This is a genomic window from Eubacterium album, from assembly GCF_025336545.1.
GTDB classification, from domain to species: Bacteria; Bacillota; Clostridia; order Lachnospirales; family Lachnospiraceae; genus Eubacterium_U; species Eubacterium_U album.
The window spans coordinates 172,078-198,621 of sequence record NZ_JAODBU010000002.1 but is presented as its reverse complement, the minus strand read 5'-3'; the positions used below and the strand labels follow the sequence as shown (position 1 = coordinate 198,621).

At 32.2% G+C, this 26,544-nt stretch carries 25 protein-coding genes; 24 read left to right on the top strand and 1 reads right to left on the bottom strand.

Going from position 1 to position 26,544, the window contains the following annotated elements:
• The first annotated feature begins 17 nt into the window (after positions 1-17).
• From N5B56_RS01035 to N5B56_RS00960, 16 genes are all read left to right on the top strand, one after another.
• Positions 18-1,739, top strand: a complete 1,722-nt coding sequence (locus N5B56_RS01035) for a penicillin-binding transpeptidase domain-containing protein (protein WP_199663680.1) — start codon at positions 18-20, stop codon at positions 1,737-1,739.
• A 115-nt stretch (positions 1,740-1,854) separates the two neighbouring features.
• Complete coding sequence (gene mraY / locus N5B56_RS01030) at positions 1,855-2,826, top strand: phospho-N-acetylmuramoyl-pentapeptide-transferase (RefSeq protein ID WP_022088210.1); 972 nt, start codon at positions 1,855-1,857, stop codon at positions 2,824-2,826.
• Positions 2,827-2,865: 39 nt separating this feature from the next.
• A complete protein-coding gene (locus N5B56_RS01025; protein ID WP_117909840.1) occupies positions 2,866-4,053 on the top strand; it encodes an FtsW/RodA/SpoVE family cell cycle protein in 1,188 nt (395 codons plus the stop codon).
• A 22-nt stretch (positions 4,054-4,075) separates the two neighbouring features.
• On the top strand, positions 4,076-5,269 hold the full coding sequence (locus N5B56_RS01020; protein ID WP_117909841.1) for a cell division protein FtsQ/DivIB: 1,194 nt from the start codon (positions 4,076-4,078) through the stop codon (positions 5,267-5,269).
• Between the two features lie 170 nt (positions 5,270-5,439).
• On the top strand, positions 5,440-6,558 hold the full coding sequence (gene ftsZ / locus N5B56_RS01015) for a cell division protein FtsZ (RefSeq protein WP_117909842.1): 1,119 nt from the start codon (positions 5,440-5,442) through the stop codon (positions 6,556-6,558).
• 130 nt (positions 6,559-6,688) lie between these two features.
• On the top strand, positions 6,689-7,066 hold the full coding sequence (locus N5B56_RS01010) for a GntR family transcriptional regulator (RefSeq protein ID WP_118565537.1): 378 nt from the start codon (positions 6,689-6,691) through the stop codon (positions 7,064-7,066).
• Entirely contained in the window at positions 7,066-7,974 is a 909-nt protein-coding gene (locus tag N5B56_RS01005) for an ATP-binding cassette domain-containing protein (RefSeq protein WP_260978109.1), read from the top strand. Before N5B56_RS01010 ends, N5B56_RS01005 begins: the two co-directional genes overlap by 1 nt.
• The gene (locus N5B56_RS01000; RefSeq protein WP_118565535.1) at positions 7,962-9,260 is read left to right on the top strand and encodes a hypothetical protein; all 1,299 of its coding nucleotides are present in this window, start codon (positions 7,962-7,964) and stop codon (positions 9,258-9,260) included. Before N5B56_RS01005 ends, N5B56_RS01000 begins: the two co-directional genes overlap by 13 nt.
• A 235-nt stretch (positions 9,261-9,495) precedes the next feature.
• Positions 9,496-10,371: a pyridoxal 5'-phosphate synthase lyase subunit PdxS gene (gene pdxS / locus N5B56_RS00995; protein WP_117909846.1), complete on the top strand. Its 876-nt coding sequence runs from the start codon at positions 9,496-9,498 to the stop codon at positions 10,369-10,371.
• A 60-nt stretch (positions 10,372-10,431) separates the two neighbouring features.
• Positions 10,432-11,004 (top strand): pyridoxal 5'-phosphate synthase glutaminase subunit PdxT, encoded by a 573-nt coding sequence (gene pdxT / locus N5B56_RS00990; RefSeq protein ID WP_260978108.1) that lies wholly within the window; start codon positions 10,432-10,434, stop codon positions 11,002-11,004.
• 166 nt (positions 11,005-11,170) lie between these two features.
• The gene (locus tag N5B56_RS00985; protein ID WP_117909848.1) at positions 11,171-12,076 is read left to right on the top strand and encodes a sigma-E processing peptidase SpoIIGA; all 906 of its coding nucleotides are present in this window, start codon (positions 11,171-11,173) and stop codon (positions 12,074-12,076) included.
• Between the two features lie 90 nt (positions 12,077-12,166).
• A complete protein-coding gene (sigE, locus tag N5B56_RS00980; RefSeq protein WP_243003032.1) occupies positions 12,167-12,868 on the top strand; it encodes an RNA polymerase sporulation sigma factor SigE in 702 nt (233 codons plus the stop codon).
• Positions 12,869-12,967: 99 nt separating this feature from the next.
• On the top strand, positions 12,968-13,744 hold the full coding sequence (sigG, locus tag N5B56_RS00975) for an RNA polymerase sporulation sigma factor SigG (RefSeq protein WP_022088199.1): 777 nt from the start codon (positions 12,968-12,970) through the stop codon (positions 13,742-13,744).
• 179 nt (positions 13,745-13,923) lie between these two features.
• The gene (locus N5B56_RS00970) at positions 13,924-14,187 is read left to right on the top strand and encodes a PRC-barrel domain-containing protein (protein WP_117909849.1); all 264 of its coding nucleotides are present in this window, start codon (positions 13,924-13,926) and stop codon (positions 14,185-14,187) included.
• 62 nt (positions 14,188-14,249) lie between these two features.
• A complete protein-coding gene (nrdR, locus tag N5B56_RS00965; RefSeq protein ID WP_022088197.1) occupies positions 14,250-14,699 on the top strand; it encodes a transcriptional regulator NrdR in 450 nt (149 codons plus the stop codon).
• Between the two features lie 89 nt (positions 14,700-14,788).
• A complete protein-coding gene (locus N5B56_RS00960) occupies positions 14,789-15,304 on the top strand; it encodes a YqeG family HAD IIIA-type phosphatase (RefSeq protein ID WP_117909850.1) in 516 nt (171 codons plus the stop codon).
• A gap of 191 nt (positions 15,305-15,495) precedes the next feature.
• On the opposite strand, the gene N5B56_RS00955 is transcribed toward N5B56_RS00960, so the two are convergent.
• On the bottom strand, positions 15,496-16,362 hold the full coding sequence (locus tag N5B56_RS00955) for a shikimate dehydrogenase (protein WP_118565530.1): 867 nt from the start codon (positions 16,360-16,362) through the stop codon (positions 15,496-15,498).
• Positions 16,363-16,768: 406 nt separating this feature from the next.
• Here N5B56_RS00955 and aroD point away from each other — a divergent pair, with 406 nt between their 5' ends.
• The 8 genes from aroD (at position 16,769) to N5B56_RS00915 (ending at position 26,541) form a co-directional block, all read left to right on the top strand.
• On the top strand, positions 16,769-18,031 hold the full coding sequence (gene aroD / locus N5B56_RS00950; protein ID WP_117909852.1) for a type I 3-dehydroquinate dehydratase: 1,263 nt from the start codon (positions 16,769-16,771) through the stop codon (positions 18,029-18,031).
• Between the two features lie 243 nt (positions 18,032-18,274).
• Positions 18,275-19,423 carry a hypothetical protein gene (locus tag N5B56_RS00945; protein WP_118565529.1) on the top strand — a complete coding sequence of 383 codons (1,149 nt, stop codon included), beginning with the start codon at positions 18,275-18,277 and terminating at the stop codon, positions 19,421-19,423.
• Positions 19,424-19,562: 139 nt separating this feature from the next.
• Positions 19,563-20,120: an elongation factor P gene (gene efp, locus N5B56_RS00940; RefSeq protein WP_117910655.1), complete on the top strand. Its 558-nt coding sequence runs from the start codon at positions 19,563-19,565 to the stop codon at positions 20,118-20,120.
• 221 nt (positions 20,121-20,341) lie between these two features.
• Positions 20,342-21,286 (top strand): D-2-hydroxyacid dehydrogenase, encoded by a 945-nt coding sequence (locus N5B56_RS00935; RefSeq protein ID WP_117910656.1) that lies wholly within the window; start codon positions 20,342-20,344, stop codon positions 21,284-21,286.
• 74 nt (positions 21,287-21,360) lie between these two features.
• Positions 21,361-22,224 (top strand): hypothetical protein, encoded by an 864-nt coding sequence (locus N5B56_RS00930; RefSeq protein WP_117910657.1) that lies wholly within the window; start codon positions 21,361-21,363, stop codon positions 22,222-22,224.
• A 375-nt stretch (positions 22,225-22,599) separates the two neighbouring features.
• Positions 22,600-23,229, top strand: a complete 630-nt coding sequence (locus N5B56_RS00925) for a single-stranded DNA-binding protein (protein ID WP_022088190.1) — start codon at positions 22,600-22,602, stop codon at positions 23,227-23,229.
• Positions 23,230-23,520: 291 nt separating this feature from the next.
• Positions 23,521-25,170, top strand: a complete 1,650-nt coding sequence (locus tag N5B56_RS00920; protein ID WP_260978107.1) for a glycosyl hydrolase — start codon at positions 23,521-23,523, stop codon at positions 25,168-25,170.
• Positions 25,171-25,389: 219 nt separating this feature from the next.
• Positions 25,390-26,541 (top strand): fibronectin type III domain-containing protein, encoded by a 1,152-nt coding sequence (locus tag N5B56_RS00915; RefSeq protein ID WP_260978106.1) that lies wholly within the window; start codon positions 25,390-25,392, stop codon positions 26,539-26,541.
• The last annotated feature ends 3 nt before the right edge of the window (positions 26,542-26,544 follow it).

Here is a 26,544-nt window from a genome sequence, read left to right as displayed (position 1 = left end):
TAAAAAAATGGTTATTTATGAAACTGGGTAAAGTAAGAACCAAGCAACGTAAAATGATGCTTATATATGTCTGCATAATATACATAATGATGTTAGGGGTATTTGGAAAACTTGTATATATAATGGTAGTTAAGGGTGAATATTATTCTCAGAAAGCGTTGGATGTGCAGGAAAGAGAACGTAGAATTAAAGCTGCCAGAGGAAAAATATTAGACAGAAATAATAATGTTATTGCGTCTAACAAAACTGTATGTACGGTTTCGGTAATTCACAGACAGATTAGAGATACGGACGCAGTAATTAAGATGTTATGTGAAGAACTGGATTTAGAAGAAAAAGAAGTAAGAAAAAAAGTAGAAAAAGTAAGTGTAAGAGAAAAAATAAAGTCCAATGTGGATAAAGAAATAGGAGATAAAATACGAAGCTATGATTTTGACGGCGTAAAGGTTGACGAAGATTACAAAAGGTATTATCCTTATTCTTCGATGGCATCAAAAGTGTTAGGATTTACCGGAGCGGATAATCAGGGCATTGTAGGACTTGAGGTTAAATATGACAAATATCTTCAGGGCAGGGACGGACTCATTCTAACGCCTACTGACTCAAGGGGAATAGAGTTAGATACAGCATTAGAAGAAAGAGTTGAACCTGTACCCGGCTATAATCTGGTTACAGGAATAGATATAAATATTCAAAAATATTGTGAGCAAATAGCTTACAATGCATTAGGAGCAAAGCAGGCAAATTATGTTTCGGTGATAGTTATGAATCCTAGAAACGGAGAAATAATGGCCATGGTAAATGCACCGGAATTTGATTTGAACAATCCATATTCTCTTACAGAAGAATTTTCAAATGATACTTCCGGAAAATCAAAACAGGATTTACTTAATAATATGTGGAGAAATCAATGCATAAATGACACATATGAGCCGGGTTCTACGTTTAAAATTGTTACGGCAACCGCGGCTTTGTCAGAAAATCTTGTAAGTTTGGATTCGACATTTAATTGTCCGGGATTTGTAGTTGTAGATGACAGAAGGATAAGATGCCATAAGACTACTGGGCATGGAAGTCAGGATTTTGTACATGGAACCATGAATTCGTGCAATCCGGTATTTGTAAATGTTGGATTAAGAGTTGGAGTAAAAAAGTTTTATAATTATATGGATAAGCTTGGACTTTTAAAAACAACCGGAATTGATTTGCCTGGCGAAGCAGGAACAATTATTCATAAACAGAAAAATGTAGGGAATGTTGAATTAGCAACAATGTCATTTGGCCAGTCGTTTCAGATTACACCTGTACAGTTTTTGACTGCGGCAAGTGCCATAGTAAATGGAGGTAATTTGGTAACTCCACATTTTGGTGTTGAAATTCGAAATGAAAACAATGAAACAGTTAAAAAATTAAAATATAATGAAAAGAAAAATGTAATAAGCAAAGATGTTTCAGAAAAAATGAAATATATTTTGGAAAAAGTGGTTGCTGAAGGAACGGGAAATAAAGCACAGGTTGAAGGATATAGAATAGGTGGAAAGACCGCCACATCGCAGAAACTTCCAAGAAGTGCCAGAAAATATATAGCATCTTTTATGGCATTTGCACCTGCTAATGATCCACAGGTTATTGCGATGATAATTGTTGATGAACCGCAAGGAGTATATTATGGAGGAACAGTAGTTGGACCGTTAATGAAACAACTATATGAGAATATTTTACCGTATGTTGTTAAATAAAATATAATGCATACTTATTAAAAATGTGATATATATTTAATGCACGTAAATTAAATCGCTTTTCTATTTGTAAAGAAGTGATTATAATTATAAAAAAACAGAAAGAGGAGAAAAAATGGATACAAATATTATTTTTGGAATAATTATGTCATTTGTTATTAGCATAATTTTATGCCCTATAGTAATTCCAATATTAAAAAAAGTAAAATTTGGACAGTATATTAGAGAAGAAGGACCGGAGAGTCATAAAAGCAAAGCAGGAACACCTACAATGGGTGGAATGATTATTTTATTTAGTTTAATCGTAACATCTTTGTTCTTTATAAAAGATTATCCAAAGATTGTTCCAATATTATTTGTAACAATAGGATTTGGAATTGTAGGATTTTTAGATGACTTCATTAAAGTAGTTATGAAGAGAAATGAAGGCTTAAATCAGATACAGAAAATGTTGTGTGAAATTGTTATCACAGCAATATTCGCATTTTATATGGTAAAATATTCAGGAATGGGAACAGAAATTATAATTCCATTTACACATGGTCAGACAGTTGACATGGGATGGTTGTTTATACCAATGCTGTTCTTCGTTGTATTAGGAACTGTAAATGGAGCTAATTTTACAGATGGTTTAGATGGATTGGCCACAAGTGTTACATTAATGATAGCAGTATTTTTCATGGTGGTTTCAATAGGAACAAATAGTGGAATAGCACCAGTTACAGCAGCTTTAGCAGGTGCATTAATGGGATTCTTATTATTTAATGTATATCCTGCAAGAGTATTTATGGGAGACACAGGTTCCTTAGCACTTGGCGGATTTGTTGCTGCAACAGCATATATGATGAAAATGCCATTATTTATTTTGATAGTTGCATTTATTTATCTCATGGAAATAGTAACAGTTATGATGCAGGTTACATATTTCAAAATAACAAAGAAAATATATGGTCAGGGAAGAAGAATTTTCAAAATGACACCAATACATCATCATTTTGAAAAATGTGGATATATGGAAACACAGATAGTTGCAGCATTTACAGTTATAACAGCAGTATTATGCCTTTTAGGATATGTAGCATTATAAAATGACAATATAAATTAAAACGCTTAGAAAGGAGTAAATATGAAAACAGAGTACAATTCAGTTTCAGAAGATGAAATTGTTAAAACTAAAAAAGAAAAGAAATCTGTAAATTATTTTGACTATAGCCTTTTATGCGTTTTAATTTTTTTGATTTGCCTTGGATTTGTATTACTTTATAGTGCAAGTTCCTATTCGGCTCAGTTAGCTAAAGGCGATGCAAGTTATTATGTAAAAAGAGAAATTATATTTACTATTGCAGGAGGGGTTGTAGGTTGGTTTGTTATAAAAAATTCAAAGTTTTTTATAACACTTATGAATAGAATGGCAATGCCAATGTACATAGTTTCTATTGTTTGTGTTGTTATGGTTGTGGCAACACCTCTTGGAATCGAAAGAAATGGTGCAAAAAGATGGTTAGGATATGGAATATTTTCTTTCCAGCCGGCAGAATTTGTAAAATTTACGGTTATAGTGCTTACTGCAAGTCTGTTGTCAAAATGTTCACAAAAGGCGTTAAAGGATTACAGAAACATATGGCGCGTATATAGTTATACAATTGTAGCAACACTTTCAATCATGGTATTAACATCTAACTTAAGTTCAGCCATTATAATTGCAACAATACCGGCTATTATGATTTTAGTAGTAGGTGTGCCAAAGAAATTTGTTAAACAGGCGATATTTCTTGTAGCATTAGCAGCAATTCCAATGGGAGCATATTTAACATTACATGGTGATGGATTTAGATTGAATCGTATTTCGGTATGGCTAAATCCGGAAGATAATGCGGCTGATGGTGGATTTCAGGTGCTTCAGGGATTGTATGCCATAGGTTCAGGAGGATTATTTGGTAAAGGATTAGGACAGAGTGCACAGAAACTTGGTTTTGTTCCTGAAAGTGCAAATGATATGATTTTTTCAATTGTATGCGAAGAATTAGGATTGTTTGGAGCAGTTGCAATTATTGTTTTATTTGCATTTATAATAAGAAGAATGAGAATTATAGCAGGAAATGCACCGGATTTATTTTCGTCATTATTGGTTGTTGGTGTTATGGCACAAATATCAGTTCAGGTAGTGCTTAACATAGCGGTTGTAACAAATTCAATCCCGAACACAGGTGTATCCCTTCCGTTTATAAGTTATGGAGGAACATCAATATTGTTCCTGTTATATGAAATGTCACTTGTATTAGCTGTCTCAAAACAGATTAAGAGAATACAATAAGAAAAGGAGTTGATGCAGTTTTATGAGCAGAAAAATGGATAGAAAACGTGCGCAGATGAAAAAACAGCGTCAACATCGACATCAGACGCAGATAAAAAATCATCAGCAGGCGGAAAGAACCGAACAAAGACGAAGAAACGAAAGAGAAAATAGAGAAAGAAATGAAAGACGTCAGGAAGAGCTAAGACGTCAGGAACAGAGAAAGAAAAAACTTCAGGCTAAAAAGGCAGAAGAAAAAGAGAGAATTCTGCAGAAAAAAGCACAGGAAAGAGCAAGAAAGAACGAGGAGAAAGAAGAAAGGCGTATTCAAAAAGAAAGTAAAAAAAGAATACGTAAAATGCGATTTAGAAAGGCAACAAGAACTTTAAGAAAGGTGCTTAAAGTTGTTTTAAGTATTTCTGCAGTTGTGGCAGCGGTATTTTGCATTATATATTTTGGCTTTAAATTAAATTCCGTAGAAATGAAAGGAAATGAAATATACACACAGCAGGAATTGACGGATTACATATTTAAAGATGGAAAAAATAAAAATACATTTGTATTCTGGTTAAAAGCGAAAACCGGAATGGGAAAAGTGGAAATTCCGTTTTTAGATAAATATGATGTCAAAATGAAGTCACCATCAAAACTTCAAATATCGGTATATGAAAAAAGTCTAATTGGTTATGTGGAAAAAGATGGCATATATATTTATTTTGACAGAGACGGTGTTATAGAAAAATTAGCTACCGAGAAAATAAAAGGTATTCCAAATGTTGTTGGAATCGAAATTAATAATCCTAAATTGTATGAAAAATTTGAAGTTAAAGATGAAGATGTATATGATTTGCTACTGACTGTTTCCCAGGCAATTCAGAAATATAACTTTAATGTAAAGAAAATTGAAATTACAGAAGATGGACAGGCTTCTATTTACATAAAGAAAGTAAAAATTGAATTTGGAAAAGGTAGAGACTTAAATGAAAAAATGATAGATTTGAGTGATATGATTGATGGAGGACTACTTAAATATAAAGGCACTCTTAACATGAAGTCTTTGAGTACAGATGGAAGCGGATATACTTTAAAGGAAAATGAAACTAAGACATCATCCCAGAGTGAAAGTGAGAGTGTGGATAGTACAAATCAGGATGAAACACAAAATAATAGTAATCCGGTAAGTAATGAAGCAACAAATGAAGCAACAAATGAAGAAACTACAGCAGTTGAACGGTAAAAATTTAAAAATATTATTATTTTGTAAAAAAATTTGTTGATATTTTTTTCAAACGAATATATTATATATAATATATGCAATGAAGTAGATTTTTTGTCTACATTGTTGTATACTAATTGAGTTAGAGTATCGAGAATAATGAATGAAATGAAACGAAGGAGGACAAGCTCTTGATAGAAATCACAACAAATGAAACAGAAGCAGTTGCAAAGATTATCGTTATAGGCGTTGGTGGCGCAGGTAATAATGCTGTTAACCGTATGATAGATGAAAATATAGGTGGAGTAGAATTTATTGGTGTAAATACAGATGCACAGGCATTAAAGAGATGTAAAGCACCAACAACATTACAGATTGGTGAAAAGGTAACTAAGGGACTTGGTGCAGGAGCTAAGCCTGAAGTTGGTGAAGCAGCAGCAGAAGAGAATGTTGAAGAATTAGCTCAGTTAATCAAGGGAGCAGACATGGTGTTTGTTACTTGTGGTATGGGCGGTGGAACAGGTACAGGAGCTGCACCTGTTGTTGCAAGAATCGCTAAGGAACAGGGCGTACTTACAGTAGGTGTTGTTACAAAGCCATTTAGATTTGAAGCTAAGACAAGAATGAACAATGCATTAGCAGGAGTAGAAAGATTAAAGGAAAATGTTGATACTTTAATTGTTATTCCTAATGATAAATTACTTGAAATCGTTGATAGAAGAACAACAATGCCTGAAGCATTAAAGAAAGCTGATGAAGTATTACAGCAGTCAGTACAGGGTATTACAGACTTAATTAATGTACCTGCATTAATTAACCTTGACTTTGCTGATGTACAGACAGTTATGAGAGATGCAGGTATTGCACATATCGGTATCGGTTCAGCAAGTGGTGATGAAAAAGCTAACGAAGCAGTTCAGATGGCTGTAACATCTCCATTACTTGAAACAACAATTGAAGGTGCTAAGCACGTTATCGTTAATATTACAGGTGATGTATCACTCTTTGAAGCTAATGAAGCAGCAAGTTATGTTCAGGAATTAGCAGGTGAAGATGCTAATATCATCTTTGGTGTTCGCTATGATGATACATATCCTGATGAATGTTCAATTACTGTTATGGCTACAGGAATTGATCAGGGTAGTGCAATCACAGCTAATCCATTTGCAACAGGAAAAACAACAAGACCTTTTGGCGGAATATCAGGTGCATCAACAATTAAGCCATTTACATCAAGTCAGCCGATAAAACCACAGCCAACAGTAGAACCAAGAGAATTAAAGATTCCTGATTTCTTACAGAACAAATAAATTAGATTAAAATATATAAAAGAGACAGACTCGTATTTGATATAGGTCTGTCTCTTTTTGCGTTCAACTTGACAAATAACTACACTACAACTATGCTACATTATATGAGTAATGTAGTAGGAGAAACATAATGGATATTAATGAAAATAGTATGGTCCCTATTTATGTTCAAATTGCAGATGCTATAGAAGACGATATTTTATCAGGTAAACTCGAAGAAGGAGAATCATGTTATTCACAATTGGTTTTGGCAAAGGAATTGCATGTTAATCCGGCAACAGCTGCAAAGGGAATAAATCTTCTTGTCAACAGAGGAATTTTAATTAAGAAAAGAGGTCAGGCAATGACCATTGCAGTTAATGCTAAAAAACTTGTTGAAGACAGAAAACGAAAAGAAGAGATGACTAAGATAGTAGATGACCTGGTTTGCTGGGGAAAAAGATTATCGATGTCTAAACAGGAAGTGATTGAGCTGATAGAAGAAAAATATAAGGAGATAGGGCAGTAATGAGTAATGAGATTAAAATAGAAAATCTGAAATTTGGATATGGATATAAAAGTAAAAAGATATTCAATGGTTTAAATGTTAGCATAGCACCGGGACAAATAGTTGGAATAGTTGGAAGAAATGGTGAAGGAAAGACAACATTGATGAAGCTTATAGCAGGAAAACTCAGTCCCGATGAAGGAAGTGTATTAATTGATGACAGGGATCCGGCAACTGACATTGAGACTGCTAATAAAATAATCTATGCATCAAGCACTTATAATACTGAGAGCAGATCAAAGTTAAAAGATATACTTCAATATCATAAATTAATGTATAAGAATTTTGATATTAATTTTGCAAATAAGTTAATGGATGTTTTTGATATAGAACAGAACAAAAGGATAGGACGTTTGTCGAAAGGTCAGACAACAATATTTAATTTTATATGTGCAATTGCTTCAAGAGCAGAAATTACAATTTTAGATGAACCTGTATCGGGAGCGGATTCTGTAAGAAGAAAACAGATATACGATATTATATTACGTGATTATATAGAATATCCAAGAACAATATTAATTTCAAGTCATTTGCTATCAGAGATGGAAAATATACTTGCAAATATATGTATGATTGGGGCTGGACAGATTCTTTATAATGGCGATGTAGATGAAATGAAACATAAAGCATTTAAGGTAAAAGGAACAAGACAGCAGGTAACTGAATTTGTAAAAGATAAGAAAGTTATTTTTAAACAATTATGCGAGACTAATAATATTGCTGTTGTGGAAGAAGATTACAATAAAACTGTTATGGAAGAGATTAAGGATAAGGGACTTATTGCTGAAAGATTGACAGCAGAAGAATTCTATATGTATAGAACAACGGTAAATTTAGGAGAGGATTTGGAAAAATTATGGGAAAAATAGAGCGTAAAAATATATTTGATTTGTATAAATTGCGACTCAAAATGTATAGAATAAAGCAGGTTATGATGATTATTATACCGGTAACGTTTTTTATGGAAATTGATTGGGTTTTGAGTCTTTTATTTTCTTACTTTAATAATGAAAAAGGGGACATAATATTTGATTACATGGGAATTGATGGACAATATGCAATTATTGCATCTATTATATTTATAGTAGTAATGACATATTTTAATTCTTTTTATAAAGACTACGTAAATAATTATCCGTGTAACAGTAAAACAATATATTTATCTCATTTTCTAACAATGAATACAGTTGGAATAATATGGATTTTACAATGCACATTAAATATGGTGTTAGGATATGGTCTGGCAAAATTAATAGAGCAATATAATGATAAATTAGTTGTTGTTAATGAAATGGTTGTAAAAAATGTATTGTTGTTTTTTGTTATGGGACTAATGTGGATAGTTTTCGTCACATGTATTATGCAGTTTGTAAGTACAGTGTTTAGGAAAAGTATAGCAGCTTCTATTGTGATGGTTGTACTATTTGTATCAATTTTTATTTGGCAAAGAAATAATATTATTTTTGATATGGCAAAGACAGTTGTTAATTTCTATTGTTTTGAAAATAATATATGGGTGTACATATGTAAAATATTAATTACATCAGTTGTTTGCTTTAGTGCAGGGTTATTGTTAGAAATAAACATAAAAGACAGTAAAAATGGAAATAAAGTAATTAGTGCGGTGCTATTAGCAATTACACTAATGGCAGCAGTTATGGGTACATCATATGTTAGTGAACAAAATGTTGTTGATTATGTTGATGATTATGTTGATGATTCTGTAGAAACTGTAAGATATCCATTGAATATTTCAGATGGTGAAAAAATTGATATGGATGCTGATATTGAAAGTCAAATGATGATACATGGTTATTCAATTTCAGCACTGGAAGATGGAGAAACTGAACCGTATGTAGAAATAGTAAGGCATGCACCGGAAATACATAGCGATTATATTAAGGATATATATGAAAATATGGAATTTAATGTATATATAAAGAATCATAAGATGCATATAGAAAGCAAACAGCAAAATAAACTGTATTTAGTGTTGTCTAAAGATGTATTTTTAGGTAGTTTTACGAATAGATTTGACAATAGTAATGTTGGGTACAATACTGATGTGGAAAATTACTATTTGTCAAGTTATGAGGTAAATGTGCATATTCCAAAAAAATATATAGTTCAGGAAGAAAGTGTAGGATGGGATTAAAATATAAGTCATGATAATAAGCATAATTAATACAAATGAATAAATATAAAAAACTGGTATTGTCTAAAAATGCTAAAATGGATATTTAGACAGTATCAGTTTTTTTGTATTATGTAAAAGTAAAAAAGATATATCAAATTAGAAGCCTAAATATAAAAGAGAATAGGTTGAATTTACAGACGCGTTTGTAATCCTAAAAATAAATACAAATAAAGGTATTATAAGGAGAGCAAAAATGGCAAATAAAAGATATGAACTTAATAAGGAATTAGCACAGATGTTAAAGGGTGGAGTAATTATGGATGTTACAACACCGGAACAGGCAAAGATAGCAGAAGAAGCAGGAGCATGTGCGGTAATGGCACTTGAAAGAATTCCGGCAGATATTAGAGCAGCAGGCGGTGTAGCAAGAATGAGTGACCCTGCAATGATTAAAGGAATTCAGGAAGCAGTTTCAATTCCTGTCATGGCAAAGTGCAGAATCGGTCATTTTGCTGAAGCTCAGATTTTAGAAGCAATTGAAATCGATTACATAGATGAAAGTGAAGTGTTATCACCGGCAGATGATGTATTCCATATTGATAAGACAAAATTTAATGTTCCATTCGTATGTGGCGCAAAGGATTTAGGAGAAGCTTTAAGAAGAATCAATGAAGGTGCTTCAATGATTAGAACAAAAGGAGAACCTGGAACAGGTGATGTTGTTCAGGCAGTGCGTCATATGAGAATGATGAATCAGGAAATTGCCAGAATCGGATCAATGAGAGAAGATGAATTATACGAAGTAGCAAAAGAATTAAGAGTTCCATATGATTTAGTATTATATGTTCATGAAAATCACAGACTTCCGGTTGTTAACTTTGCAGCAGGTGGAGTTGCAACTCCTGCAGATGCAGCTTTAATGATGCAGTTAGGAGCAGAAGGTGTATTTGTAGGATCAGGTATATTTAAATCAGGAAATCCTAAGAAACGTGCTCAGGCTATAGTAAAGGCTGTAACAAACTACAATGATTATGAAATGCTTGCTGAATTATCAGAAGATTTAGGTGAGGCCATGGTTGGAATTAACGAGCAGGAAATTGAACTTTTAATGGCAAAAAGAGGAGAATAATATAATTTTAAAATGTAAATTTTAGATTATATCTGATACTAAAATGTAAGGAGGCATACAATGAAAGTTGCAGTACTTGCAGTGCAGGGCGCATTTATAGAACATGAAAAAATGCTTGAAAAGTTAGGGGTAGAATGCATTGAACTTCGTAAAAAAGAAGATTTGGATAAAGAATTTGATGGCATTATACTTCCAGGGGGAGAGAGTACAGTTCAGGGTAAATTAATCAAAGAACTTGGAATGGAAGACGAAATAAAAAATAAAATAAAAAAAGGACTTCCGGTACTTGCAACATGTGCAGGAATGATACTTTTAGCTGAAGAAATAGCAAATGATGATAAAGTTCATTTAGGACTGTTGCCTGTAAAAGTAAAGAGAAATGCTTATGGAAGACAATTAGGCAGCTTTTATACGGAAGAAGAAATGAAGGGGATAGGAAAGGTCCCAATGACATTTATCAGGGCTCCATATGTGGAAGCAGTTAAATGTGGCACAGAAATTATGGCTGTGGTAAATGAAAAAATTGTAGCCGTAAAATACAATAATATGTTAGCAATGTCATTTCATCCTGAATTAAATGAGAGTGATAAAATACATAAATATTTCGTAGATATGATAATAAATAATAAATAAAATTTACTTTTATTTATTAAAGATTAAAGATGTCATGAAATCAGATTTTACGTTTTAAGAAAAATACATTTACATTTTTTGTAAATGTATTTTTTTATTACACGAGAGTTCGACAAATTTTTCGGGGATTTAAGTATATAATGGCTTTACCATTTGGAGGTGAAGGATGCATGTAATATATGTAGACGTGTATTTTGCAATAAACTTTCTAATGGATTTTATTATTTTAGTTGTTGCAAAACAGATACTTAACTTTAAAGGAAAAATAGAGGTACGAACAGCAATCAGATGTGTTATCGCAGCTTTATTTGGAGCAACTTACAGTGTAATAATATTAGTGCTTAAAGTAAAATACGGAGTGTTGCAAATATTATTTACATGGCTGGTTGTCCCATACATAATGACCGGAATTGCGTTTAATAACAGAAAGTTATCTGGAATAAAAATGCTGACTGTTGTATATTGTGTTACTTTTGTGTTGAATGGGGTGGTATCAATGCTTAGCAGCTATAGTTTTTGGGGGAAAACAGTGGCACAGGCAAAAACACAGGAACACAAAAAATTAAATGTACTAATGCTGATGTTTGGAATAGTAATTGGATGTCTGTTAATGAAGGTGGCAGTTTATCAAATGCTAAACAAACTCAAGATCCGCAAAAATCTGTATAATGTACGAATTGTAAATGGCGATTCAAAGATAGAAACAGTCGCTTTAGAAGATACAGGAAATAGTTTAAGAGAACCGTACAAAGGCAGACCGGTATCTGTTTTGCAATACAATGTAATAAAACAAATTTTAACCGGAAATGAGAAATGTTTTCTTATTCCATTCAAATCAGTTGGAAGTCAAAATGGAATATTGACGGGAATTACTGTTGATTATATGGAAATTAAAAATAGAGACATTAATTTGAAAATTTCAAATCCGGTATTAGGAATTTATAAAGGAATGTTTAATAACGATAAAAAATATCAGATGCTTTTAAATTCTGAATTTATTCTACATAATAGTGAAACAAATCAAAAACAAATAGGCGATTGCGAGAATTGTAATACACGCTCACAATTTTGAAACAAAGTAAATAGATGATTGCGAAATTGCAATGCATGTCCACAATTAAAAATAAAAGAGAGGAGAGAAAAATTGCTTAAAAATTTAAATGTGATTCCTGTGCTTACCAGATGGATACTTTCAGATGAGTCTAATGAAGTACATTATATCGGAGGACCGGATGTGCTTCCGGCTCCACTTGAGGGTGAAGAAGAGGCGAAACAGCTAGAAAAATTAATAAATGAAAATGATGAATCAGCAAGAAGAATGTTGATAGAACATAATTTGAGACTGGTTGTATACATAGCAAAAAAATTTGATAATACAGGGGTAGGCGTAGAAGATTTGATATCAATAGGAACAATTGGTCTTATTAAAGGAATAAATACGTTTAAGACAGATAAAAACATAAAACTTGCTACATATGCATCACGTTGTATTGAAAATGAAATACTAATGTATTTGAGAAGAAACAATAAAACAAAACTTGAAGTATCTATAGATGAGCCTTTAAATGTTGACTGGGATGGTAATGAACTTTTGCTTTCGGACATTCTTGGAACAGATGAGGACGTTATATCAAGAGGACTTGAAAATGAAGTGGAGAAAAGTCTGTTAAAAAAAGCAATTGAAAAATTAAATAAACGTGAAAAATCAATAGTGGAAATGAGATTTGGACTAAATAATAAAGATGGGGAGGAGATGACACAGAAGGAAGTCGCAGATTTTCTTGGAATATCACAATCGTACATATCAAGATTAGAAAAAAAGATAATGAATCGACTTAAAAAAGAAATTGTAAAATATGAATAATGTATAAAGAGCCGTGTTTTTGTTAATCATTTAAATGTAATACAAATTGACAAATATTTGTTTGTTGATAAGAAGTAATTGAATGATTTGGAGGAAAATATGGCTCTTTTTAAAGTGGAAATAAGTGGAGTAAACACGACACAATTACCGTTACTGACAAATGAAGAAAAAACTGAACTTTTTAAAGAGATAAAAAAAGGAAACAAAGAAGCAAGGGAAAGGTACATTCAGGGGAATTTGAGACTTGTGCTAAGTATTATTCAGAGATTTTCGGGAAGCAATGAAAATATGGATGATTTGTTTCAGATTGGATGCGTTGGACTTATAAAAGCAGTTGACAATTTTGATGACACATTAAATGTAAAGTTTTCAACTTATGCAGTACCTATGATTGCAGGAGAACTAAAGAGATTTTTAAGAGATAATGCATCAATCAGAGTAAGCAGGTCGATAAAAGATACAGCGTATAAAGCTATTTATGCTAAAGAGCGTATAATGAAGACAAGCAATAAAGAACCAACCATAAGTGAAATATCCAAAGAAATTGGAGCTACATCTGAAGAAGTTATATATGCCTTAGATGCAATACAAAGTCCGGTATCTTTATTTGACCCGGTATATGACCAGGGAGGAGATACTTTGTATGTGATGGACCAGATAAGTGATAAAAAAAATAAAGAAGAAAAATGGGTAGATAGAATAGCTCTTGCTGAAGCAATTAAAGGGCTACCGGAAAGAGAAAAAGAAATAATAGACTTAAGATTTTTTAAGGGAAAAACACAAATGGAAATAGCTGATGAAATAGGAATTTCTCAGGCACAGGTAAGCAGACTTGAAAAAAATGCGATAAAGGCAATGAAGCATTATATGCGATAAGGAGTGATAAAACGCTATATGGGATAAAAATGTAAGGCAATATATGTAATAATGATAAAAAAATAGATGACATGGAAATACAAAATAATATATCAGTTAAAATAATAAAACACTATATAAGATATAATCATAAAATATAAATTTTTCTCATAAAATAAAAAAAAGACTGCAGAGCAAAAATGAGAATATGTGAGTTAAAACAGAAAGAAGTAATTAATTGTTGTGACTGTAAAATGATAGGCTCGGTAGAAGACTTGGAATTTGATATTTGCACAGGATGTATAGAAGCACTGATTGTGCCCGGGCCTACAAAATTCTGTAATCTTATATGTAGCGATTTTGAATATATAATTCCTGTAAAATGTGTAAAGCAGATTGGGGATGATATTATTTTGGTTAGTGTAGACTTAGATGATGTAAAGCATAAGTACAAAACGTCTTGACCAGATAACTAATTCTTTTTATAATCAATTTATGACTGGAATTAAGTATTAGGAGGCAGAATATGAAGTGTCCATTTTGTGGAGAAGAAAATACAAAGGTAATTGATTCAAGACCGGCAGAAGAGAATAATTCTATCAGACGCCGAAGACAATGTGAGGTATGTGGTAAGCGTTTTACTACATATGAAAAAGTAGAAACAATACCGCTTATCGTTATAAAGAAGGATGATAACAGAGAACCTTATGATAGAAGCAAGATAGAGAGGGGAATTGTACGTTCATGTCATAAAAGACCTGTATCTTATGATCAGATAGTATCTACGGTTGAAGAAATAGAGGCAGAGATATTTAATAAAGAAGAAAAAGAGATTTCAAGTAATGAGATCGGTGAAATCGTTATGGATAAAATAAAAGAATTAGACCAGGTTGCATATGTAAGATTTGCTTCTGTATATAGAGAATTTAAAGATGTAAATACATTTATGGATGAGTTAAAGAAGTTTTTAAATTAGTGCATCTTATGATGTAGAAATATTTTAAATTAGAGCATCTGGATGATGTGGAAACATAGTTAAGTAAAGATAGAACGCAGGAGAAAAATATGCTTGAAAGATTTTACCCAAATGAATATGTAAATTCTGTAGAAGATATAGATTTTGACATGTATTATAAACAGGGGATAAGAGGAGTGATATTTGATATTGACAATACATTAGTTCCTCATGGACATCCCGCTACAGATAAGAGTATTGAATTTTTTGAAAAATTAAGAAAAATAGGACTTGATACGTGTCTTATTTCAAATAACCAGGAACCAAGAGTTGAGCCATTCGCTTATGCAGTTAAGTCAAAATACATATTTGATGCACATAAACCTTCAACTAGGAACTATAAAAAAGCGATGGAATTAATGCACACAGATGTAGATTCTACAATATTTGTAGGCGACCAGATATTCACAGATGTGTATGGCGCAAACAGAACAGGAATCCAGAGTGTGATGGTTAAAAAAATCGATAAAAAAGAAGAAATTCAAATAGTTTTAAAAAGAATTCCTGAAAAATTTATTTTATGGCGTTGGAAAAAGAAAATGTCTAAAACCGATATGAGTAAATAGTATAAATCATAAGTTTATATGAGTCTGATAAATTGATTATACAACCCTAAATTATATAAATATTGAAAATGTGAGATTTGTTTTATTGAATAATAAAAAAATTACGGATGATATTGAAAAAATTATATCATCCGTAATGAATAAAATAATTCATTTTAAAATTTATTGTTCAAAATTAATTGATAATATTTCTAAAAAAACTTTGATTTGATTTCATTAACAGGCATTTCTTTCCCTGTCCAAAGCTTAAAGGCTTCAGCCCCCTGATATAAAAGCATATATAAACCATTGAATACAGGGCAACCTATTTCTTTACTCATTTTCATAAGTTTTGTTTCGAGTGGGTTATAAACAATATCAGAAACAATTAATTCAGGATGTAAAAAGGAACTGTCTTTAATAACACAAGAGTAGGTATTTGGCGCCATACCAAGAGAAGTTCCGTTAGTTAAAATTGTGCTTGAATCCAATGACTTCTTTAAAGAAGTTTCGTCATTTAAATCATAGAGAGAAACTTTAGCTGAAGTAACTTTATTCAACTTGTCAATTAAAATCTGAGCTTTATCAAAATTAGTTCCGGGTCTGTTGTAAACATCGATTTCTTTCACGCCATCTATTGCAGCCTGAACAAGAATTGAAGATGCAGCACCACCGGCACCCATTAATGTCATTTTACCTCCAATTATATCAAATCCGGCATCCTTAACAGATTGCATATATCCAATTCCGTCAGTATTGTGACCAATAAATTTTCCGTCTTGATTAACAACTGTGTTTACAGCACCTATTAACTTTGCTGCAAGAGATAAATCATCACATAATTCCCACATTTTTATTTTGTCAGGCATTGTACAGTTGAATCCGGCAACTCCTAATGTTCGTAGACCTTCAACTGCTGATTCCATATTATTTTCATCCACATCAAAGCATAAATATACATAATCTAAACCTAAAAGTCGAAAGGCTTCATTGTGCATTGCGGGTGATTTGCTATGTGCAACAGGACTGCCAAGAAGTCCTGTAAGTTTTGTTGACCCTGTAATATTTATATTTTCCATTGTAGTACCTCCGTTGTAATTATTTGAGCCGGTATATTTTTGTTCAATAAACTTTATTACGGTTATTGTTGGATACTTTTATAATTCTAATTTAGTTGATATATGCTGAATTAATTCAACACCATATATTATGATACATAAATTTGAAAACAAATGGAAGTGGGTTTTAATAAATGCCGGGTATTTTTCTAAATGATATACACTATTACTGCGTGTAAATGTAAAATAACTTCAATAACAAACAGCATTTAGAAAGTTTTAGTTAGTTATGCAAATGTCATTTAGACATTTTTGCTCTTTTATATAAAAATCATATATGTTATAATGTACGTCAAATGCCGTAATTTAAACAGATGGCAAATAATGTAAAAGGAGGAATAATTCCGAAAAAGGAATTAGAAGAAAAATGAAACAAATTAAGGTCGGAAACCTTGAACTTAGCGACGGTCACCCCAAAGTGTGCGTACCGATAGTAGGCGAAAATCACGATGAAGTGATAGAACAGGCAAAAAAAGTTGTGGAGATGAATCCGGATATAATCGAATGGAGATGTGATTTCTTTGACAGCGTTTATATTGATGAAGTGGAGAATATGCTGATAGATTTGCGTGAGGTAATTAAAGATATACCATTAATCTTTACTTTCAGAACAGATGGCGAAGGTGGAAAAAAATTTATCTCAAACAACAGTTATTATGATTTGAATGTTCAGGTAGCTAAGACAGGACTGGCTGAATTAATAGATGTAGAAGCCTACTCTAAAGATTCAATTGCCTTAGATATGATAGAGGAAATACATAAGGCGGGAGCAAAAGTAATTGGTTCAAATCATCATTTTAATGAAACGCCGTCAAGAGAAAAGATAGTGGAAACATTAATGACGATGGAAGAACTTGGAGCAGATATATGTAAAATGGCAGTAATGCCAAGTTGCGAAGAGGATGTTAAGGAACTCGTATATGGTTCTATTGAGGCAAATGAAAAAATGATAGCACCTATAGTTACAATGTCAATGGGAGAATTAGGCGCAGTAACAAGAGTATGTGGAAAGACAACAGGCTCAGTAATAACATTTGCGGCAGGTGTAAATACATCAGCACCGGGACAAATGACAATTAAACAGGTTAGAAATATATTAGGTATTAATTGTGATGATATCAAAGATAAAAATATATTTATGATTGGCTTTATGGGCACGGGAAAAACTACAATATCAAATGCGTTAGGCTATATTACAGGAATGCCGGTTGTTGATATTGATAAATACATAGAAGAACAGGAAAATATGTCTATAAGTGATATATTTGAAAAAAATGGGGAAGAATATTTTAGAAAACTTGAAACAAAAGCTTTAGAAGAGATGCAAATTAATGCAGGAAAAATAGTATCATGCGGTGGTGGAGTTGTTCTTAAAGATGAAAATATAGAAATAATGAAAGAAGGCGGAAGAACAGTACTTCTCACGGCAGAACCGAAAACTATTTATGACCGCATATGCGAAAATAAAGACAGACCACTTTTGAATAATCATATGACAGTAGAATATATAGAAAAAATGATTGCTGACAGAGAAAAAAGATATCAAAAGGCAGCTCAGGTTTCTATAGCAACAGATGGAAAAAGCAGAGTTGAAATCTGTGGTGAGATTTTAGAGCGTATAAGTTTTTAGCATAGGATAAAGATATAGTATTAGAAAGAAAATGAAAATCCGATAGGTTTAGCCTGTCGGATTTTTTACGTGATGAAAATACAGTGGTTTAAATATTAAAGAAAAAATAATCTGAAAAAATAATCTGAAAAAATAATCTGAAAAAATACTTTCGTTACTAAAACATATAGATATAAATAGAAGTATATGTTATGGTTATCATAAAATTAGTGTTCGAATAATTTAGTTGGAAAGGAGATTTATATGACTAAAGGAAGAAGTAGAATTACAATTAATTATATTAAAAAAATTGTAATTGCATGTGTAATATGTGTTGTAGGTATAGTTGGAACTATTAATGTAAATGCTGATACAAAAAAAGTTGATATCGTAGTTAATAAGACAAAGACTATAAAAGTGAAAGAGCCAAGCGTAAAAGTAAAATGGACAATTAAAAATAAAAAGATTGTTAAAATAGTAAAAATTAAAGGTAAGAAAAATAATATTTTAAAAATAAAGGGAATAAAAAATGGCAAGACAAAAATTATAGCAAAATATAAAAATAAGAAGAGAGTATTTATTATTAATGTTGTTAATAAAAACAAGAAAAAGAATACAGATTCAGAAAAAATAATAAATAATCAGGACAAAACGCAAAATAGTGAAACAACATCATCACAGAATACTGCAAATAATAAGAATGAAGAGACAACTACAAATGGAGAAGCGGGAAAAGGCGATAATCAAAATCCTGTAAATGAAACAAAAATAAAATTGTCATATGTTAACGATAAAATAACTTTAAAGGATAATCTAATAATTAAATATTCATTGACTAATGGCAAGGGAGTGATAGCACTAGATTATAAAACAGAAAAATTGGAAAAATATATAGATGGAAAATGGGAAATCATCGAAAAGAAAAATGAGTATCAGAATACAATGTATGAGGTTAATGATAGTGAGATGATTAGAAATGCAGATTTGAATAATTACTATGATATTTCAATCGGGCAATATCGATTAACCAATAAAGTTAATGGACAGGAATGTATCGTTAATTTTAATGTATATGAAAATGATACAAAATTTGTTGGTATATTAAAGAATAATCAAATAAATATGAATGATGAATTATCATTTTATGTTTATGCTGTAGGTAATGAAGATAATACATATCCGGGAAGTCTTCAACCGGGAAAACTTGAAATATATGAGGATAATCAGTGGAAGAACATTGAATTGAGTGACGATGCAAGATTTCCGGAAATTATAATATTGATTGAAAATTTAAGACCGGGATATTTTAGTATTCCTATATTCCAGGATTATGTAGGACTACATTCCGGACACTATAGATATATTCATACAATAGAAGGAATAAATATTCCTATGGAATTTGACGTTTTATAATACATTTTTCTAGTATAATAAATAGAAAAATAGCACGCTTAATAATTGCTGTAGTAAAAAATAGTTGAAATAATAATAATATTATTATAAAATAAAACGTAGCGTGGTAAAACACAATGAACTGTTAGGAGGAAATATTATGATAGCAGCAGGCGATTTTAGAAATGGTGTTACAATCGAAGTTGAAGGACAGATTTATCAGATTATCGAATTTCAGCATGTAAAACCAGGTAAAGGCGCAGCGTTCGTTAGAACAAAATTAAAAAATATCAAGAGTGGTGGTGTAGTTGAAAAGACTTTCAGACCAACTGAAAAATGTCCTAAGGCTCACATCGATAGAAAATCAATGCAGTATTTATATGCAGATGGTGGATTGTATAACTTTATGGATACAGAAACATTTGAACAGATTGCATTATCAGAAGAAACAATCGGTGATGCACTTAAGTTTGTTAAAGAAAACGAAATGGTTACAATCTGCTCACACAATGGTGATGTATTTGCAATTGAACCACCTCTTTTCGTAGAATTAGAGATTACAGAATCTGAACCTGGTGTTAAAGGAAACACAGCTACAGGTGCTACAAAACCTGCAGTGGTTGAAACAGGAGCAACAGTATATGTTCCATTATTCGTTAATCAGGGTGAAAAGATTAAGATTGATACAAGAACAGGTGAATACCTTTCAAGAGTATAATCTGATTTTAGGATTAATAAATAAAAAGAAGTTCCTGTTTGGGAACTTCTTTTTTTATGTTGTGCACCTTGCGGTGCACGTTTCTAATAGGTGAAAGTCTTTAACATGAAAGCAATGTTTAGAAAAACATTGAATGAAGTTAATTTTACATAAATGCTTTGGCAAATGACCACTGACTAATGGAAGTGGTAATACATATAATAGTAGGAGATATTGGGCTGATGAAAGTAGTAATTTTAGACGCAAAAACTTTAACGAATGATGATATTGATTTTTCGGTATTTGATGAATTTGGTGAAGTGACAATTTATGATTATACTAAATATAATCAGATAGCGGAAAGAATAAAGGATGCTGAAATTATTTTGTGTAATAAGTCGATAATGAACAGAATGACTTTGAAGGATGCAAAGAATGTAAAGTATATAGGACTTTTTGCTACAGGATATAATAATGTGGATATAGAATATACAAATGAAAGAAATATAACGGTATGTAATGCAGGAAGTTATTCTACAAATGCTGTAGCACAACATGTATTTGCTCTTATTCTTGAACATTACAATAAAGTTGGAGAGTATAACAAATTTGTTAAAGACGGAGGGTGGATACACAGCGAAAAATTTTCGCCATTTAAACCAATGAAGGAAATGGATGGAAGAACATTAGGAATTGTAGGATATGGTTCAATAGGAAAGAAAGTTGCAAAAATTGCACAGGCATTTGATATGAAGGTCTTAGCGTATAACAGAAGTCCTAAGAAAGATGAAAGCGTCCGATTTGTAGAAATGGATGAACTGCTTGAAAAATCAGATATAGTTTCTATTCATTGCCCATTAAATAGCGATTCAGAAAAGATGTGTAATAAAGAGTTTTTTGAAAAAATGAAAGATGGAGCACTGTTTATAAATACATCACGAGGCGGAGTAGTTGATGAACAGGCATTAATTGATGCTGTTAAATCTAAGAAAATATCAGGAGCAGGTCTTGATGTAGTAGCAGTAGAGCCGATGGAAAAGCATGAAGAGATTCTTGATATAGATAATATAATTATTACACCTCACTCAGCATGGGCACCTGTTGAAACCAGGACAAGACTTGTTGAAATTGTAAAAAATAATATTAAAAAATGGGTTGCAGGAGCCCCTGTAAATGTTATAAAATAGAACCGAAGGGTGTTAGATATAAGTTATAGTTCTAAAAGAAGATACAAATACTTATATTTAAGGAGGATTAACCAATGAGAAAGGTTATCAGGAAAATTTCAGCTGCTATAGTTGCAACAACTATAACAGTAGCTATGTGTGCAACATGTTTTGCAGGTACAACATTTGAAGGCTACTTTGGACAGAGAGAAAATTGGTACGAAGGAGCTGACGGTAGTTTGTCAGGCGCAACAGCAAGTTCTTTCTCAGCTGATATGGATGCGATTGGCTGGGGCGGTGTTTGGGGAGCACAGGCACACAGAGACATCACAGTGAAGAAAGGACAGAAGTATACTCTTAGTTTTAAAGCAACAACTACAACGGCTGAAAAATGGGTATTCTTTAAAGTTACAGATTCACAGGACACAGTAGTTTATGCAGACTGGTTACACTTACAGCCGGGCGTAACAGAAAACTACAAGGCAACATTTAAAGCATCTGCTAATGCAACATTCATTTATTATGGAATGGGTGGAGAATTTGGTGACAGAACAGAAGAACAGGGTGATATTTATGCACTCTCAGAAGTACTTCCTAATGATGCTGATTCAAGTTTTAGTACATCAGTAAAGGTTACAAACTTCAAATGTGTTAAGTCTAAAGCGAAACTTAAAGTGACAAAGGACAAAAAGAAGAATGGTATAGCTCTTTACAATTACTTAAAGAAAAATGGAAAAATCTTTAAACAGGTTGGAGATTTTGTATGTACTATTCAGACATCAGGAAACAAGATTCAGATAAAAGCAATTCAGAATCAGGAAGTAGTTGCTGATGTTAAGTTAGCAAAGAATAAACCACAGGCAACAGTAAAGAAATTAAGAAGCAGCATAGCTTCAAGTGCAATCAACAGCGCTTTAAAGACAGAAACAAAAATGACATTAAAGAACCTTGGTTATTAATATTGTGCCGACATTTGTGAATGATGTTTGCAAATGTCGGTATTTTTTTGTAGTAGAGGAAATGTCATTATTACAAAAGATAAAGTTCACGGCAAAGTTGAGACTTTGGGGTAAAAATTTAGGGGCAAAAAAATAGATATAATAGAAAATTGTGTGTAAATGAATAAAGAAAATATCGATTTTATAGTAAATAATAGTAATTATTTCGAAGTGAAACCCTAGTATTCGACGATAAACGAGCACAAAATTGAAACAAAAATTATATAAGTCGAAAAAGGTCGAACACATTTTTACATAAAAGTGGAAAAAGGAAATATAATTATAGAGATAAAAGAAATAAGAAACCAAAGGTTGGTACAGAAGGGGGAAGCACACATGATCGACAAGATTATTGAGAACAACCGCGTTAGCATTGTAGGTGAGATTGTATCTGAATTCAGATACAGCCATGAAGTTTTTGGAGAAGGATTCTACATGGTAGATGTATCTGTAGACAGACTTAGTGAATTAACGGATATTATTCCGTTGATGGTATCTGAGAGACTTGTTGATGTAACACAGGATTACACAGGAAGACTTGTAGAAGTATCAGGACAGTTTCGATCCTACAACAGACATGAGGGGACAAGAAACAAATTGGTGCTTTCTATTTTCGTAAGAGAATGGGAAGAAGTAGAAGAGAATCTTGATGCAGGCAGAACAAATCAGATTTTCCTTGATGGATTTATTTGCAAACCACCAATTTACAGAAAAACACCGCTTGGAAGAGAAATCGCAGATTTACTTATTGCAGTTAACAGACCGTATGGTAAATCAGATTACATACCTTGCATTGCCTGGGGCAGAAATGCAAGATATGCATCAGCTTTTGAAGTGGGTGGACACATTCAGATATGGGGAAGAGTGCAAAGCAGAGAGTACATTAAGAAGATTAATGAAGATGAAAGCGAAAAGCACACAGCATATGAAGTGTCTGTCAGCAAATTAGAATATGTAGACGAGTAAAATCGTTAAAAAAAGCAGAAAAACATCCCAAAACAGACTGAAAAGTTTGTTTTGGGATGTTTTTTCTTGCAAAGGTGCCACAAACAAATAAACAAATTAGTGATATTATTTATTTATACAACAAATTATAAATCATATTATTCTAAAAAATAAAATAACATCTAAAAAAAAGATTGATTATAAGCAAAATTGTAAAAAATGCATAAAAGTTGTTGACTTTATAAGAGAATAATCGGACAATAGAGTGGAAGAAATACCATCAGAGATGGTATGCATATAAAGGAGGAAAACATGAGAAATTTTAAGAGGGGAGTTGCATTTGCCATGGCTGCAGTTATGACAGTGTCAATGACTGGAGTGATAAGTGCGGATGCAAACGAAGAAAGTAGCACTATATCAAGCTGGAAAGAAGAGGCAGTTATTACACCAACTGAAGGCAAACTCGTAGGAGCAGGATACATTAATGTTAAAGTTAATACATCTGTAACAGATGCAGAAAGCTATAATATTGTATTTGATGGAAAAAAAGCAGTCGAATTAGAAGCTAATGGTGAGAATGAACAGATGGCAGAAGTTTATACAACATCTATAGCAAAGCATACATTAAAGGTTGAGGCTGTTTTAGCTTCAGGTGAAACAGTAGAGTCTAATGAAAGAAACTTTTTTGTATCTAAAAAAGGAATTGCTTTAGGCGAAGATATGAGTAAAACAGTTGAACTTAAAAAAATGAATTTATCATGGTATTACAATTGGCAGGCAACACCTTATAATAATTCAATTGATGATGGAGTTGATTTTGTACCAATGATTTGGGGAAGAAATCAGGATGATCCGGATGGAACAAAAGATGAAAATTTATTTAAATACATTGCAGAGCAGTGCGCTTTAGTCCCAAAGGATGCTAATTACATACTTGGATACAATGAACCGGAATTATCAGCTCAGGCTAACATATCAGTTGTACAGGCACAGAAAGGCTGGGAAGAAATACAGAAACTTGGAAAAAGAACTGTATCTCCGGCTATTAGTAATCCTAACGGAACATACAGTGGATGGCTTACACCGTTCTTAAAAGGTGGAACAGTTGACTATAATGGAGTTCAGATAGAGATTGAGGGAGTTAGTTGCGATTGTGTAGCAATTCATACATATATTAGTCAGAGAAGTGTTAGCATGGTGATTGATGCTGTAAAGAAAGTACATGAATTATATGGAAAGCCTGTTTGGATTACCGAAATGGGAATTTTTGGAAGCAAGGCATATGGAGACAAATTCGATTATAGTTATCAGAAACCTGGTGAAAATGAAAAAACAGGTGCATTTATTAAAGAAGTATGTGCACAGTTAGATGAGATGGATTTTGTAGAAAGATATGCATGGTTCCCATACAATATTAATTCAGCAAATGATATTGATTCAAATGATGCAAGTGGATCAACTGCATTATTTGATTATGACTCAGGTAAATTAACAGATAATGGATTCTTATATGCATCATTAGGTAATCCTAAAGGTTATGAAACATATAAGTTAACTGATGCTGATAAGTATGTATATGAGGAACCAACAACACAGCAGCCACCAACAACTGCGACACCTAAGGTAGAAGAAACAACAACTCAGGTTACACCAACAACTGTAGTACCTGTAGAAACAACAAAGGCAATTACAATTGGTAAAGTTAAGATTAAGAGTGCAAAAGCAACAAAGAAAAAATCTGCTAAAGTAACATGGAAGAAAGTTTCAGGTGTTAAGCAATATCAGGTTCAGTATTCTTTGAATAAGAAATTCAAAAAATCAAAGACAAAGAAAACCGGTAAATTATCAATTGTATTAAGCAAATTGGCAGGTGGTAAAAAATACTTTGTAAGAGTCAGAGGTATTAATGGCAGTGATAAAGGACCATGGTCTAAAACAAAAACATTTAAAACATCTAAGTAGAATACAATAAAAATGTTACAATTTTCACACCTGATTTAAAAGAAAATGATTGAAGGTATGTGAAAAATAGATAGTATTTCAAATTATAAATCGTTTTATTTGTGAAAATATTATATTTTGGATTGTAAAATAAAAACGTTTATGATAAGATGTTCATAGATTGAAAATAAACGTTTTCAAAAAGAAAAAAAACAATTTTATTTGAGGAGGAAATTGAAGATGAGAAAGGTTTTCAACAAAGTTATGGCAGGTGCTATGACAACAGCTTTAGTTGCCACACTTGCAGTAGGATTCAAGGTAAACACAACAGACGTTAAGGCTGATACAGCTAACGCACTTACAGGTAGCTGGACAAGTTCAGCAGAAAGTTATGAACCAAATGATGCTGTTATTACACAGACAACATTTAAGTCAACAGCAGTAGATAATGTTTCTGCTAATATTTCTATTACAGGATGGCAGGCTAATTGGACAGCAGAAAGCGCTGCTCCGGAAGATGCAATTGTATTAAATGATAAAATCTGGGGTGAAAAACCATATCAGATTAAATCAGAAATTAATGCTAAAGTTGTTCCTGGAAATACATATAAATTAAAATTTACAGTTAATAACGGAATGATGGAAGCAGATACAACTACAAAGACAGAAAAGAATATTACAATTACTGTAAATAGTGGTATTGAAGGTGATAATGATAACACAATGTTATTTAAGACAATAACTGTTCCAGCAGGAGCAACAGAAACATACGAATTTGACGTTCCTGTAAGTCCTGATTATTTAAGTAATGATATTAAGGTTCAGTTAGCATATGGTTCATATTATTATTCATATGAATTAACACAGGCAGTTAAGGCTGGAAAAGTTACAGAAGAAGCAGCTAAGGCTTGCAAGTATGCATACGCATATGGAACATCAGAAAATGTAAATGCACATGGAACATTAGCATTCACAGACATTTCTTTAATGGGTGAAAAGTATACACAGAGCGTTATTCCTGAAAGACAGACAACAAAGGCTCCTGAAACAACAAAAAAAGCAACAACAACAACAAAGGTTCCAACAGGTAATACAAATACAGTAGCTCCTACAACAGCAGCTCCTGCAGTAGTAGCAAGCAAACCTGCACAGGTTAAGAAAGTTAAGGCTGTTAACAATGCTAAGAAGTCAGTTAAGGTTACTTGGAAGAAAGCAAAAGGTGCTAAGTCATATCAGGTTAAAGTTGGAAAGAAAAAATACAACACTAAGAAGACTAATGCTAAAATTAAAAAACTTGCAGTAGGTAAGACATACAAAGTTCAGGTTCGTGCTAAGAATGCTGCAGGATTTGGTAAGTGGAGCAAAGCTGTAAAAGTAACAATTAAAAAATAATAA